The following is a 12,890-nucleotide window of genomic DNA, read 5'->3' on the forward strand; positions in this document are numbered from 1 at the left end:
CGAAAGAACAACCTCTTTCGTGACTCCACGAATCGTCAGGTCTCCGACCAGGTCGAACGCAGAGCCGTCCACGTTTCTTACCTCTTTCGAGACAAATTTCATTGTCGGAAATGCTTCTGCCGAGAAGAAGTCGGCCGACCGAAGATGATTGTCGCGCTTTTCAATTCCGGTGTCCACTGACGCGACATCAACCGAAACATCCGTTCGAAGCGTCGACAGGTCGTCCGGATTCATGGCCAGCTGCACATCATAGGACGAGAAGGCTCCGTTGACGTTGACGATCCCGAGATGACGGACCTTGAAAGAGATGGATGAATGAGCGGCGTCCACCTTGTACGTGTACACGACCGGATCATCGGACTGTTGTTTGCCCGCAACTCCGTCTGCGAGTGCGCTCGTTTGGGCTGAAGCGAGGAGGAACAGCGTTCCAAGAACAGCTACAAATGACCTTGCCTTGTTCATTTCAATTACCTGAAGTGAGTTTCTGAGTCTAAAATGGAGTATTCCGTGGTGCGGAACGCCTATTAGATGCACAATCGGATTATTTGTTACAACAAGTATTGTTAACATATTGAGAAATGCATCATTCTGGCAACATGTATGAGTGGGTCGCCGCCAGGACGATCCGGACACAATGAACGCGGGCGCGTGGATTTGAATAGTAGGCCCGCGTGGCATCTCAGGGCCGGCGCCGATACGTCGAGATACTAGCGGATCAGATCGCGTACACGGTCAGCTTGCTCTTGCTGAGCCGTGTCGACAGGAGGCTTATCTCTCCAGTCGGCTAACTCCGCGTACAGGTAGTAACCACCTGCAAGGAGTACTATGAGGATCAATATGCGGTACCGCATCCTCATTTCTCATCTTTTGAAAGCCACAGAATCTGCTATGGTTATCGGCCTACGGCGACACGATTTCAAACCGTGCCACGTCTTCGGCGCCAGATGTTGCAGGCAACTACGCCTCTAGCTAGCTTCAACCCGCAAAACCATCCCTTCTCGGCCGCCACGACCCCGAAATCCCGTCCATGATCCCCAAAGAACTCTTTCAGAAGATCCGGCAGATCGAAATCCGGACGAAAGGGCTGGTCAACAGCGTGTTCGGTGGAGAGTACCATTCGGCGTTCAAGGGCCAGGGAATGGAGTTTTCGGAGGTGCGACCATACCAGATCGGGGATGATATTCGTTCAATCGACTGGAACGTCTCGGCGCGAACCGGCGAGACGTACATCAAGATCTTCGAAGAAGAACGCGAGCAGACCGTCATGCTGGCTGTCGACATCTCCGGATCGAGCAATTTCGGTTCTCAGGGCAAGTTCAAGCGAGAGATCGCGGCCGAAATCTGTGCCATCGTGGCGTTCAGCGCTATTCAGAACAGCGACAAGGTGGGCCTGCTCCTGTTTTCTGATGAGATTGAGTTGTTCGTCCCTCCGAAAAAGGGAAAGCGTCACGTGCTCCGCCTGATCCGGGATCTGTTCGCCCACGAGCAGAAGTCGACCGGCACGTCCATTTCCACGGCCCTCGAACACCTGATACATGTACTCCGTCGTCACTCGGTCATTCTGCTGATGAGCGATTTCTTCGACACGGCCTTTGAGAAACCGTTGCGCGCCCTCGCTCAGCGACACGACCTCGTCGCCGTGCACCTGCAGGATGCCAGGGAACAGGAACTGCCGTCCGTAGGACTCATAGAGCTGACCGATGCGGAGTCCGGGAGAACGACTGTGCTGGACGCCGGTAGCAAGCGAGTCCGACGTGCGTTTGCCGCGAAAGCAGCGCAACGTCAGGACGACCTCGATGCGCTGTTCCGTCGACTGCAGCTTGACCGCGTACTCATTCGGACCGATGAAAGCTACGTGGACCCACTTATCGCGTTCTTCCGCCACCGAAACCGCGCCCGATGAAGCGTATCTGCTCCTTCTCTCTCTTCCTTTCTGCTGCTTTGCTAGGGACGGCGCTTCTTCACCCGCTGGTCGGTCCAGCCAGCGCACAGACAGCACGCGCCTACTCGAAAACCGATAGCACCTCGGTTGGCGAGCGGTTTGATCTGACGGTCGTCGTAGAACGTCCCGTCTGGGCCCGCACGGTCTTCACCCATCCGCCGCACGACAGCACCGGACAGGTGCTTCAGATTGCAGACATCCTGATTCTGAGGACACTACTCGATACGTCGCCGGCCGCATCGGAGTCCGGCATCGACAGCGTGGTCTACGAAGTAACGACCTTCGCTCTGGATACCGCCATCGTGGGACCCGTTCCGGTTGGAGTCGTGGCGACCGGCGATACGCTGGCGATCTCGACCGATCCGTTCTGGATTCCCGTTCGGTCCGTGGTTCCAGGTGACGCCGAGGACATTCTCGATTTGATGCCGATCGCCGAGTTCCCTCCGGCAGTCTGGCCGTGGCTGGTCTTTCTGGGTCTGTTGATCGTCGCGACCGGTGCCTTCCTCTGGTGGTACCGGCGCTCGCCGCAAATCGTCAGTCTTCTGCGAAGCGAACCTGAAATCATCATATCGCCACTTGAGGAAGCTACGGAAAGACTCGCCGCGCTTGAGGTCGCCGATCTTTCCACGGACGAGTCCGTGAAAGCGTTCTTCGTGGAATTATCCGAAACATTGCGGACGTATATATCCCGACGCCTGGAGGTGCCGGCGCTCGAAAGAACGTCGCGTGAAATGCTCGACGACATTCGTGATCGGGCGAACCAGGATCTGGCCCCACCGGAAATGATAGAAGTGGCATCCCTGGTTCTGCAAACCAGCGACCTTGCAAAGTTTGCAGAACTCTTTCCGGCTCAAGTGGTCTGCCGTCAGTCGATCGAGCGCGTGAGGAACGTCCTGGAGATGACAGAGAAATTCCTCACGCCGGAGGATGAAGTGATTATCGATGAATCCGCGCTGATACCGGAGAGCGAATGAGCCTATTCTCACCACAACTGGTTTTCCACCTGGCGAAGGCCAGAAGAGTGGCGGTCCTGACTGGCGCGGGTATAAGCGCCGAGAGCGGCGTTGCGACATTTCGCGATGCTGGCGGCCTGTGGGAAAAACTGAAGCCGGAAGAGCTCGCGAACTTCGAAGCGTTCATGTCGAATCCTGAAATGGTGCAGATGTGGTACGCCCATCGACGGGAAGTTCTGAATGACGTCGTTCCAAACCCGGCCCACATTGCCCTGGCCGGGTTCGAAGATCTGTTCGACGAGTTCACCGTGATTACGCAGAATGTGGACGACCTTCATCGCCGCGCGGGCAGCCGGAGCATCGTCGAACTGCACGGGAATATTCTGCGCAACTACTGTGTTGCCTGTCGGCAACCGGCCGGCGATCACGAACTGGACCGTCCGGCGCCGGACGGAGCTTACCGCTGTGCGAAGTGTTCCGGTTTGATACGTCCGGACGTCGTCTGGTTCGGGGAGATGCTTCCGGAGGGAGCAATCGAGCGTGCCGACTCCGCAGCAAGAACCGCCGAGGTGTTCCTGAGCGTCGGAACCAGCGCCGTTGTTTATCCGGCGGCGTCGATACCCATAACCGCCCGTATCACTGGTGCCTATGTGGCCGAAATAAACGTCGAGAAGAGTGCCATCGGCGACGACCTGGATGAGGTTATCCTCGGCCCCGCCGGTGTGGTGCTTCCGCAATTGCTGGAAGCGGTAGTAGCAAAACGAGCACAGTAGCGACCAGAACGAATCAGCGCGGATGGAACTCCCGATCACTTTTGCCAACCCTGCATTTTTGTGGGTGCTGCTGCTGCTACCGCTCTTGCCGGGCTGGGAGTGGTACCGGGCGCGCAATGAGCGAGGCTTTGCATTCAGCACGACAGAATCTGCGAAATCGGTACACCCTTCGTTCTGGACCCGCATCAGAGGTCTGCCGACACTCCTTCGAACGCTCGGAATTGCTCTTGCGATCGTGGCACTGGCTCGCCCGCAGGAGCGCAACGTAATCCGGGAGCAGTTTGCGGAAGGCGTCGATATCATGATGGTGCTCGACACGTCAACCTCCATGCGCGCTCAGGATTTTCAGCCCAACCGATTTCAAGCGGCAAGAGAGGTGGGGGCCGAGTTCATCCAGGGACGGCTTTCTGACAGGGTTGGCCTGATCGTCTTTGCGGCCAAGGCGTACACACAGGCACCCCTGACCCTCGACTACGACTTCCTTCTCCGGATGATGGAAGAAGTCGAGGTGGGTGTGATCGAGGACGGTACGGCCATCGGGACGGCACTGGCTATGGCTGTGAACAGGCTCAAGGAAACAGAAGCCGTCAGCAAGGTTGTGATCCTCCTTACAGACGGACAGAACAACCGCGGCGAAATAGATCCTGTCACGGCGTCCGAAGTGGCCGAAGCACTTGGAGTGCGCGTCTACGCGATCGGCGTCGGCGCGTATGGCGAGGCACCCTTTGTAATCGACCACCCGTTCGCGGGAAAGCAGCGCCGAATGATGCCCGTGGAGATCGACGAAGACATGTTGCGATCGGTAGCAGAAAAGACGGGGGGCGCGTATTTCCGCGCCACGGACAATGAAGCATTGCGACAGATCTACGAGCAGATCGGGGATCTGGAAAAAACGAAAATAGAAGAGCGCACCTACATGGATTACGAGGAGCGGTTTGCGCTCTTTCTTTGGCCGGCCTTCGGACTGATACTCCTCGAGATCCTCCTTTCAAACACGAGACTGAGGCGACTGCCCTGACCGATTTCCATGGACTGGCTTAACCCGACCTATCTCGCGGCCCTGTCGACAATTCCTGCCGTCATCCTTCTGATGGTTTGGGCGGCTATGTCTCGAAAGTCGGCATACAAGCGCCTCGGCGATCCTGTCCTGATTGAAAAATTGGCGTCTGCGATCAATCCACGCCGCCGACGCTGGAAAAGCGGACTCCTGATCTGTGCGGTCGCGCTGCTGGCGCTTGCGCTGGCGGGGCCCCGATTCGGTACCAAACTTCGAGAGGTGAAACGAGAGGGCGTCGATATCATTTTCGCTCTCGATGTATCGCTGTCCATGCAGGCACGCGACATCGCCCCCAACCGACTTGACCGTTCCAAGAACGAGCTTAAGAAGTTGCTGGACGAATTGAGAGGCGACCGCGTTGGGCTGGTACTGTTCGCCGGAGACGCCTTCATTCAGTGTCCGTTGACCACCGACTACGCTGCGGTGCGTCTGTTTCTGGACGTCGCAAACCCTCGGCTCATCCCGACGCCCGGCACCGATTTCGGAGGCGCTCTTCAAATGGCACTGCAGGCGTTTAAGAGTCAAGCGCGCGACGCCGACACGGACCGCACGAAGGTACTCCTTTATGTATCAGACGGAGAGAATCACGTTGGATCGATTGCCGAGATCAGATTGAAGGCACAGGAGGAGGGCGTGATCATTTTTTCTGCCGGGGCAGGAGAAACCGAGGGCGTCCCGATTCCATTGGCTCGGGACCGCGTAAATCCTGGTTACAAGAAGGACCGTGAAGGACGAGTCGTGATGACGGCGCTGGAGGAAGGCCCGCTGCGGGAACTCGCCGGCGATGGGGCCTACTTCCGTATCGCGAAAACATCGAGCTCACTGAACAAAATAATATCTTCGCTCGAACGTTTGGAACGAACGGAATTCGCTCGTGAGGAGTTTGAGGAATACGACGAAAAATTCCAGTGGCCTCTGGCGTTGGCATGCCTGTTCCTTATTGGCGAGGTCATATTGCGCGACAAGTCCGTTAACTCTCTCCCGCAGGTATGAAAGCGACCTGGCTACTACTGTTTGCACTGGCGACGTCGCCTCCGTCTGACGGGGACGGCCGTGAGGGGAACGACCTCTTCCGTGAAGGCAGATATCGGGAAGCCGCTGACGCCTACCTGGCAGCGCTGGATGCACTGGGTCCCGACGCACCGGTGGACGTGCAGGCATCGCTTCTGAACAATCTTGGCGCCTCTCTCTTCCGGATGGAGGATTACGAGACTGCCCTGCAGGCGTTCGTCCGATCGCTTTCGGTCGCCGACACCCCGGCCGATCGAAGTCGGGCTGCCTACAACGCCGGCAATGCAGCGTATCGTCAGGAAGACCTGAACGCGGCACTGTCGTTCTTCAAACAGGCCCTGCTGGAGGACGGACTCAACGACAGCGCCAGATACAACTTCGAGTTCGTTCGCCGACGAGTGAAGGACGACCAGCCGCAACAGCAGGAAGACAGTGGTGGAAAGATTGAACCGTCCGAGTATGCGAAAGCTCTCAAACGGCAAGCGGAAGAACTGGTAGCGAAAAAGCAGTACCGGCTAGCCCACAGTCTGATGCTCGACGGCCTGCGGGTCGACGACTCCGTGCGTGCGTTTCAGGACTTCATTGGTCGCACCGGCAACATTGCGGACATAGATCAACCCCAGGATTCATGATGCGTCTGCTCATCTCACTGGCGACAGTCACACTTGCCGTCGTGTCTGCAGTGTCGGGACAGTCCCCCGAGCGTGCGTTTCACGACGGGGCGCGCGTCTATGTTGATGGCAAACTGGCTGAGGCGGGCGAAATAGTGGCCGGCGGCCTGGCCGAGTTTCCGACCGATCCGAAGCTCCTCGCTCTGAACGCACTCATTGAGCAGGAGAAGGAGCGCCAGCAACAGTCTGGAGAGGGCAACTCCGAGCAACAGGAGCAGGAACAGAACCAGGACCAGGAGTCCCAGCAAAATCAATCCGGCGATGAAGAGGATCCTTCGCAGGAAGAGTCTGGCGAAGGCGAACAAGAGCAAGAGGAAGAGCAGCAGGGAGAGGGTGAGCCGGAACCTCAGGAGCCGTCCGAAGAGCAGCAGTCGGAGGACCGCGAACAGCAGAGTGTAGAGGCGGGAGAAAACCAGGATCAATTGAGCCGCGCCCAGGCCATCCGCATCTTGCAGGCACTTCAGAACGAGGAAGAGGAACTGCTGCGCGAAGTGCAGAAGATCAAGGGCCGGCCTCGTCGAGTAGAAAAGGACTGGTAGTGACGATATTTATGGTGGGGAGCGGTATTCAGAGAAACGCCAGGAGGATAGTGGCATCCTGCTGGCTGTCACTCGTCATCCAGGGCGCCTGTTTTCTAAACCTGGCGGCACAGGATCTGTCCGTCCGTGCATCTGTCAGTGAGACGACCATCGGCGTCGAAGAGACGCTGACCTACACGTTGGAGATTAGCGGCCAGTCGATTCCCGAGATACCCTCTCCCAGCGCACCCGAGACCGACGGACTGGTACTCACGAACCGATTTCCGTTCACATCTCAGAACATGTCCATCACCAACGGCCGCGTGCAGCAGAGCACTGGCTTCAGTTGGACGTACAAACCTGTTCGAGAAGGCACAGCCCGGTTTGAGGCGGTCGAAATCGAGATCGGCGGCAAGGCGTACCGGGCGGATGCAATTAATGTTACGGTTGTTGCGCAGGCGCAGCGCCCGCCGCGCGCGCAGAGAAGGAATCCGTTCCTCATCGATCCGTTCGGTCGCCAGCAGCCACCTCCGCAGGAGGATGCTCAGATCTCGGATCGTGATATGTTCATCCGGGCGTCACCGAGTAAACGCCAGGCCTATCAAAACGAGCAGCTCACAATTGAATACGCCCTCTTTTTTCGCTCCGGTATTCAGTTGAGACAAAGCCGGCTTGCCGATTCGTGGGATGCCGAAGGCTTCTGGCGTGAAGAACTGGAGATAGAGTCGCGACCAATCCCCAAGACCGTCGTCGTAGATGGTCTCCGATATAACACGATCATCTTGAAACGGGTCGCGGTCTTCCCGACCAGAACGGGTGAACTCCGGATCGACCCGCTCCGGATCGAGAGCGAGGCGTCACTGCCCTTCGGATCCGGTGATCCATTCTTCTCGTTGAGAAACCGATACCAGCCCGTGCGACTTGCCTCGCCTGCTATCACGATCGATGTGAAGCCATGGCCCGGCAATCCTCCCACCTCGTTTGCGGGAGCGGTCGGCAACTTCACGATCGATGCGAATGTAGACAGAACCCGGCTCGACGTTGGCGAATCCGTCCAGGTGACGGCGCGAATCCGAGGATCCGGAAACATCGCGACGCTTGAGGCTCCGGCATTCCGGCCACCGGGCGTGTTCGAGGCGTACGATCCGGAGATCGCTACAAGCGTGAACCGCTCGGGAAGCAGCGTGCGTGGAACGAAGACGTTCAGTTATGTGCTGGTACCCCGGGCCAATGGCAATTTCGAGATACCCGGGATCGACTTCAGCTTCCTTGAGCCATCGTCCGGCGAATACCGGACCATTCGCTCGAATCCGGCGCCGATTGTTGTGACGGGCACGGCCGGAGAGGCAGCGATCGTCGCGACGACCTCAACCGGACTGCCGATTGACGACATCGCTCCGCTGAAGCTCGACGACGTTGTCTGGACCGCCGCTGACCGGACGCCGATCCACCGGCAACCGTGGGCATACGTGTTCGGCGCTCTGCCCCTCCTCGGTTTGCTGGGCATCGCTCTGTGGCAACGGCATAGCACAAAGCTGGCGACCGACCTCAAGTTTGCCCGAAATCGACGGGCACATCCCCTGGCGCGCAAACACTTGAAACGAGCCGAGCAGCTTCTGGCAAGCGATGATCTTGCGGCATTCTATGAGGAGACCGAACGCGCCGTTCTGGGTTTCGTCGGAAACCGACTGAATATCGCGGAGATCGGTCTCACCCGAAATCAGCTGGTGATGCGACTCAGGGACGTCGGAATCCCGGACGACACGCTCTCGGCTCTAACCACCCTTCTCGAAGAATGTGACAGGGCGCGTTTTGCACCGTCGGCACCGACAGGAATGACGCCGGAGGATGCGCACACGACAGCCGCATCTCTCATCGTCTCGATTGATCAATCAGTGGCAAACCACCGGGCAGTTTCCACGTGAGAAATATCATCGCATCTGTTCTTGTGGCACTGGCCTTTTCAACGCCGCTTGCGGCTCAGACCGACGAGGCCGCACGTCTGCTCGATGAGGGTAATCGCCTCTTCCGCGAGGGCAACTTCGAGCAGGCCAGGATCGCCTACGAGGAGGTGACAGACCTCGGCGTCGAGAGTGGAAACGTCTACTACAACCTGGGAAACGCGTACTTCCGACTTGACCGCCTTGGGAAAGCGATGCTGAACTATCAGCGGGCATTTCGCTACTTCCCGAAGGATGCCGCATTGACTCACAATATGGACCTGGTTAGATCGCGTTCGCGAGATCAACTTTCGGTCCTGCCCAAACCGATCTGGGCCAAATGGTGGAACGGCTTCGTCGACACGGTCGGCCTGAGACGTCTCTTCTGGCTGGGTGTTGTCGGGTGGCTCGCAGGTCTGGCCCTGTTCGGGCGACGACTTCATCTTAGGGCGATCTCAACGGCAGCAAGAAGGCTGGCCATCGTTCTGGTCGTGGTTGGAGGGCTTGCCGGTGCCGGAGCCGTGGCCACTTCTGCGGCCCGAACGGATAACGTGTCGGCTGTCGTTACGGCCGATCGCGCTGACGTCCACGAGGAGCCGTCCAGCGACAGTCGGGTCGTAATTGTCGTTCACGAAGCGCTTGTGGTGGATGTTCTCAGGAACGACGGCGACCTGCTACAGGTACGTCTGCCGAACGGAATCACCGGATTCGTCGAGCCAGGGACGATCGAGACCATCCAGGCTGTCCGGCGTACCGAGTAACGGAATTTCTTAGATTCCAGCAAGCGGAAGCATCACGCATGGATCATGGAACCAGCATTTATCGGACATCATCGTCGGACGGGATGGATTGAGGTCGTGTGCGGATCCATGTTCAGCGGAAAGACGGAAGAGTTGATCCGTCGGCTCAAGCGAGCCCGTTTTGCCCGTCAGAACGTGGAAATCTACAAGCCGGCTGTTGATTCGAGGTATAGCGTCTCCGAAGTCATCTCACACGACGAGAATTCGATTCCGTCGGAGGTGGTCGACAGTGCGGGACAGATTCTGTTGATGGTGGGAAAGGCGGATGTCGTAGGTATCGACGAGGCGCAGTTCTTCGACGAGGATCTGGTGGATGTGTGCCAGACACTGGCTCAGGATGGGCGGCGCGTTATTGTGGCAGGACTTGACCAGGATTACCTGAGGCGCCCATTTGAACCCATGCCGCAGGTGATGGCGATTGCGGAGTATGTGACGAAGCTCCACGCCGTTTGCGTGATATGCGGCTCACCGGCAAACCATTCGCAGCGAATTGTCGCTGGACGGTCCCGTGTTCTCCTCGGCGCCACCGACGTGTACGAGCCGCGCTGTCGGGACTGCTACGACCCGGAGCTTTCGGGAAGAATGAGTGATTCCGCCCTCGCGCCCGAGGCGGCTGCAGGGGACTCAGAGGTGCCGACGCCTTCGACGACGCCGGAGCCCGTAGAACGTTAGTTGACCCGTTTCGGGCGTGGGATCCAACCCCAGGCCGACGGGTTCTGCTGGTTGCGTGAGACGAATTCTCCCGCTATGTTCAAAGAGCACATGGGCGACCGGATTCAATACTACAATACCTGCCATTCCCGGGGCTGAATGTCCGATACCAAGTACCTCGTTGCCGCTCGAAAGTACCGTCCACAGCGCTTCGATGAGGTCGTCGCTCAGGAGCATGTCTGCGACACCGTCAAGAACGCGATCGCACAGAACCGACTGGGACACGCATACCTGTTCAGTGGACCGCGCGGTGTAGGCAAGACCACCGTCGCGCGCATTCTGGCGAAATCGATCAATTGCACGGCACCGGCGGATGAGCGGGACGGCTCCGAGCCGTGTCTGAAGTGCGAATCCTGTCTGTCGTTCGCTGAGGGCCGCAACCTCAATGTGATCGAGATCGATGCGGCCTCGAATAACAAAGTGGACGACGTCCGTGAGCTGCGTGACACTGTCAGAATCCCGCCGCAGGGGGGTCTGAAAAAAGTGTACATCGTGGACGAGGTCCACATGCTCACATCTCAGGCCTTTAACGCACTGTTGAAGACGCTGGAGGAACCGCCGCCCTACGTCCTGTTTATTTTCGCGACGACCGAACCCAACAAAGTTCTTCCCACAATCCTCTCTCGATGCCAGCGATTTGATTTCCGTCGAATAGCAGTGCCCGAAATCGTCGAGCGCCTGGAGCAGATTTGCCAGGAGGAGTCGATCACCGCCGACGAGGCCTCACTGCTGCTCATTGCTCGTAAGGGAGACGGTGCCCTGCGCGACGCGCTTTCCGTATTCGATCAGGCGGTGGCACTGTGCGGCGAAAATGTCACATACGATGTGCTCGCCGAGGCGTTGGGCGTCGTGGACATTGAACTGTTCTTTGAACTGACAAACTATGTGCACGAAAAGAACCCGGCTGGAGTGCTGAACCTCGTGCAGGGAATCGTCGCTTCAGGATTCGACTTTCGAGAATTTCTGACCGGCCTTGCCGAGCACCTGCGCAACCTGTTCGTCGCTGTCACGATGTCCGACACGCGTCTCATCGAAACGGCTGCTGCGACACGGGAACGCTACGCGGTTGAGGCAGGCAACTTCAATCGTTCAATGCTGCTTCGACTTCTCACCATTGCGTCAGACACGGACGGGGCGATTCGTAACAGCACCCGACCGCGACTGCAGCTTGAACTGGGTCTGTTGAAAATGACGGCCATGGCGGACAGCATTGACCTGAGGCAGGTCATCCAGAAGATCGACCAGATTCAGGGGACACCGGCAGCTCCGGTCACCGGACAAGAGCCAGCGACGCCCACCGTCCACAAGTCGACGACACGACCGACGACGAAAGCTCCAGCGAGAAAGTCCGCCGCGAAGGCGGCTTCCGTATCCAGCCCACTGCCGGACACCGGTAAGGACGGTACCCCCGAGTCCCCGGCACCGGCTGAGCCCCCAGCGGAAAAGCCAGCGGCCAGGACCGCGAAGACACCAGCCCCCGAGCAAAACACGACTCCTCTAATTCAGCCGGCAGTGGCACCGGTAGAGGAACAGGAAACGGCACTGCCGGCCAGGCCGCTCAAGCCCGCGCCCGTGGAACCGACCGACGCGCCGCCCGCCGAATCGTCGAAGCCAAAGACATCCAGCGCGCCAGGATTCTTCGACCCGCCCGCTTTGTCGCGCCATACTTCGGCACCGAAGAAAAACGGCGGCACAATCGAAGGTTCGGCAGCTCGCTCGACAACGCCGCTCGCCCCAATTGCCATGGGCGATGCACAGAAAGTTTCTGAGTGGCTCCCCTTCGTGATGGCGGTGAAGTCAGACCGGATCCACGTGGGATCACTCCTGCAACACGCGGCACCCCGAGACATGTCGGACGGTCACATCGAAATTGACGTCCCGGACGACTTTCACAAAAGGCTCCTGGAGAACCAGCAAGACTTCCTTCTGAAGCATGCCAGAGGCATCATCGCTGACAGCGTTCAGTCGCTCCGCTTCAGCGTCCAGGCCAGCGTTAAGCCTCCATCGGGAGAAACCGCCAGTGATTTCGACCCGTACGAGTACATGCAGCAGAAGAGAAAAGACAACCCGGTAATACGAGCCATCTTCGATGAGTTCGGCGGCGAACTGGTCTGGTAGGAACGAAGGACCGGGGCGAACGCTACCGAATACCAACAACCGCGATGAATCAAGATTTCAACATGGCCGATATGTTCGGCAAGATGATGGAGATGCAACAGAAGATCTCCGAAGCACAGGAGGAGCTCGGCAAGAAGTCGGCGACAGTCGAGGCGGGCGGCGGAATGGTTCGCGTTACGGCCAACGGCCTGCAGCGGGTAGTCTCGATCAAGATCGAGCCGGATGCGGTAGACCCGAACGATCTTGAGCTATTGGAAGACCTGGTCGTTGCCGGCGTGAACAAGGCGCTCGAGGAAGCCGCCGCTCTGGCCAAGACCGAGATGGGGAAAGCTGCCGGCGGCATGTTACCCCCAGGCTTCGATCTGAGTCAGCTCGGTCTCTAGGCGATCGGCGAAT

14 protein-coding genes are annotated in these 12,890 nt (G+C 58.3%); 12 read left to right on the forward strand and 2 right to left on the reverse strand.

The genetic code is table 11. The annotated features are described in order from the left end of the window. Both HKN37_10210 and HKN37_10215 read right to left on the reverse strand, forming a co-directional pair. On the reverse strand, nt 1-462 hold a 462-nt coding region (locus tag HKN37_10210; protein NNE47019.1), incomplete at its 3' end, for a YceI family protein. A gap of 245 nt (nt 463-707) precedes the next feature. Continuing rightward, a complete protein-coding gene (locus tag HKN37_10215) occupies nt 708-851 on the reverse strand; it encodes a hypothetical protein (GenBank protein ID NNE47020.1) in 144 nt (47 codons plus the stop codon). A gap of 176 nt (nt 852-1,027) precedes the next feature. On the opposite strand from HKN37_10215, the gene HKN37_10220 reads away from it, so the two are divergent. The 12 genes from HKN37_10220 (at nt 1,028) to HKN37_10275 (ending at nt 12,877) form a co-directional block, all read left to right on the forward strand. Beyond that, nucleotides 1,028-1,903, forward strand: a complete 876-nt coding sequence (locus HKN37_10220) for a DUF58 domain-containing protein (protein ID NNE47021.1) — start codon at nt 1,028-1,030, stop codon at nt 1,901-1,903. Next, a complete protein-coding gene (locus tag HKN37_10225; GenBank protein NNE47022.1) occupies nt 1,900-2,916 on the forward strand; it encodes a hypothetical protein in 1,017 nt (338 codons plus the stop codon). Before HKN37_10220 ends, HKN37_10225 begins: the two co-directional genes overlap by 4 nt. Further along, nucleotides 2,913-3,668: an NAD-dependent deacylase gene (locus HKN37_10230; GenBank protein NNE47023.1), complete on the forward strand. Its 756-nt coding sequence runs from the start codon at nt 2,913-2,915 to the stop codon at nt 3,666-3,668. The genes HKN37_10225 and HKN37_10230 overlap by 4 nt, the downstream gene beginning before the upstream one ends. 34 nt (nt 3,669-3,702) lie before the next feature. Beyond that, a complete protein-coding gene (locus HKN37_10235; GenBank protein NNE47024.1) occupies nt 3,703-4,686 on the forward strand; it encodes a VWA domain-containing protein in 984 nt (327 codons plus the stop codon). 3 nt (nt 4,687-4,689) lie between these two features. Then, nucleotides 4,690-5,718, forward strand: coding sequence for a VWA domain-containing protein (locus HKN37_10240; GenBank protein ID NNE47025.1), 1,029 nt, complete (start codon nt 4,690-4,692; stop codon nt 5,716-5,718). Next, entirely contained in the window at nt 5,715-6,368 is a 654-nt protein-coding gene (locus HKN37_10245; protein NNE47026.1) for a tetratricopeptide repeat protein, read from the forward strand. The genes HKN37_10240 and HKN37_10245 overlap by 4 nt, the downstream gene beginning before the upstream one ends. After that, on the forward strand, nt 6,365-6,946 hold the full coding sequence (locus HKN37_10250; protein ID NNE47027.1) for a hypothetical protein: 582 nt from the start codon (nt 6,365-6,367) through the stop codon (nt 6,944-6,946). Before HKN37_10245 ends, HKN37_10250 begins: the two co-directional genes overlap by 4 nt. Nucleotides 6,947-6,996: 50 nt before the next feature. Next, entirely contained in the window at nt 6,997-8,850 is a 1,854-nt protein-coding gene (locus HKN37_10255) for a protein BatD (GenBank protein ID NNE47028.1), read from the forward strand. Then, complete coding sequence (locus tag HKN37_10260; GenBank protein NNE47029.1) at nt 8,847-9,626, forward strand: tetratricopeptide repeat protein; 780 nt, start codon at nt 8,847-8,849, stop codon at nt 9,624-9,626. Before HKN37_10255 ends, HKN37_10260 begins: the two co-directional genes overlap by 4 nt. Nucleotides 9,627-9,671: 45 nt before the next feature. Next, entirely contained in the window at nt 9,672-10,337 is a 666-nt protein-coding gene (locus HKN37_10265) for a thymidine kinase (protein NNE47030.1), read from the forward strand. A gap of 138 nt (nt 10,338-10,475) precedes the next feature. Then, on the forward strand, nt 10,476-12,494 hold the full coding sequence (dnaX, locus tag HKN37_10270; GenBank protein NNE47031.1) for a DNA polymerase III subunit gamma/tau: 2,019 nt from the start codon (nt 10,476-10,478) through the stop codon (nt 12,492-12,494). A 44-nt stretch (nt 12,495-12,538) separates the two neighbouring features. Then, nucleotides 12,539-12,877, forward strand: a complete 339-nt coding sequence (locus HKN37_10275; protein ID NNE47032.1) for a YbaB/EbfC family nucleoid-associated protein — start codon at nt 12,539-12,541, stop codon at nt 12,875-12,877. Nucleotides 12,878-12,890: the final 13 nt, after the last annotated feature.

This window comes from Rhodothermales bacterium (assembly GCA_013002345.1).
Lineage (GTDB): Bacteria > Bacteroidota > Rhodothermia > Rhodothermales > JABDKH01 > JABDKH01.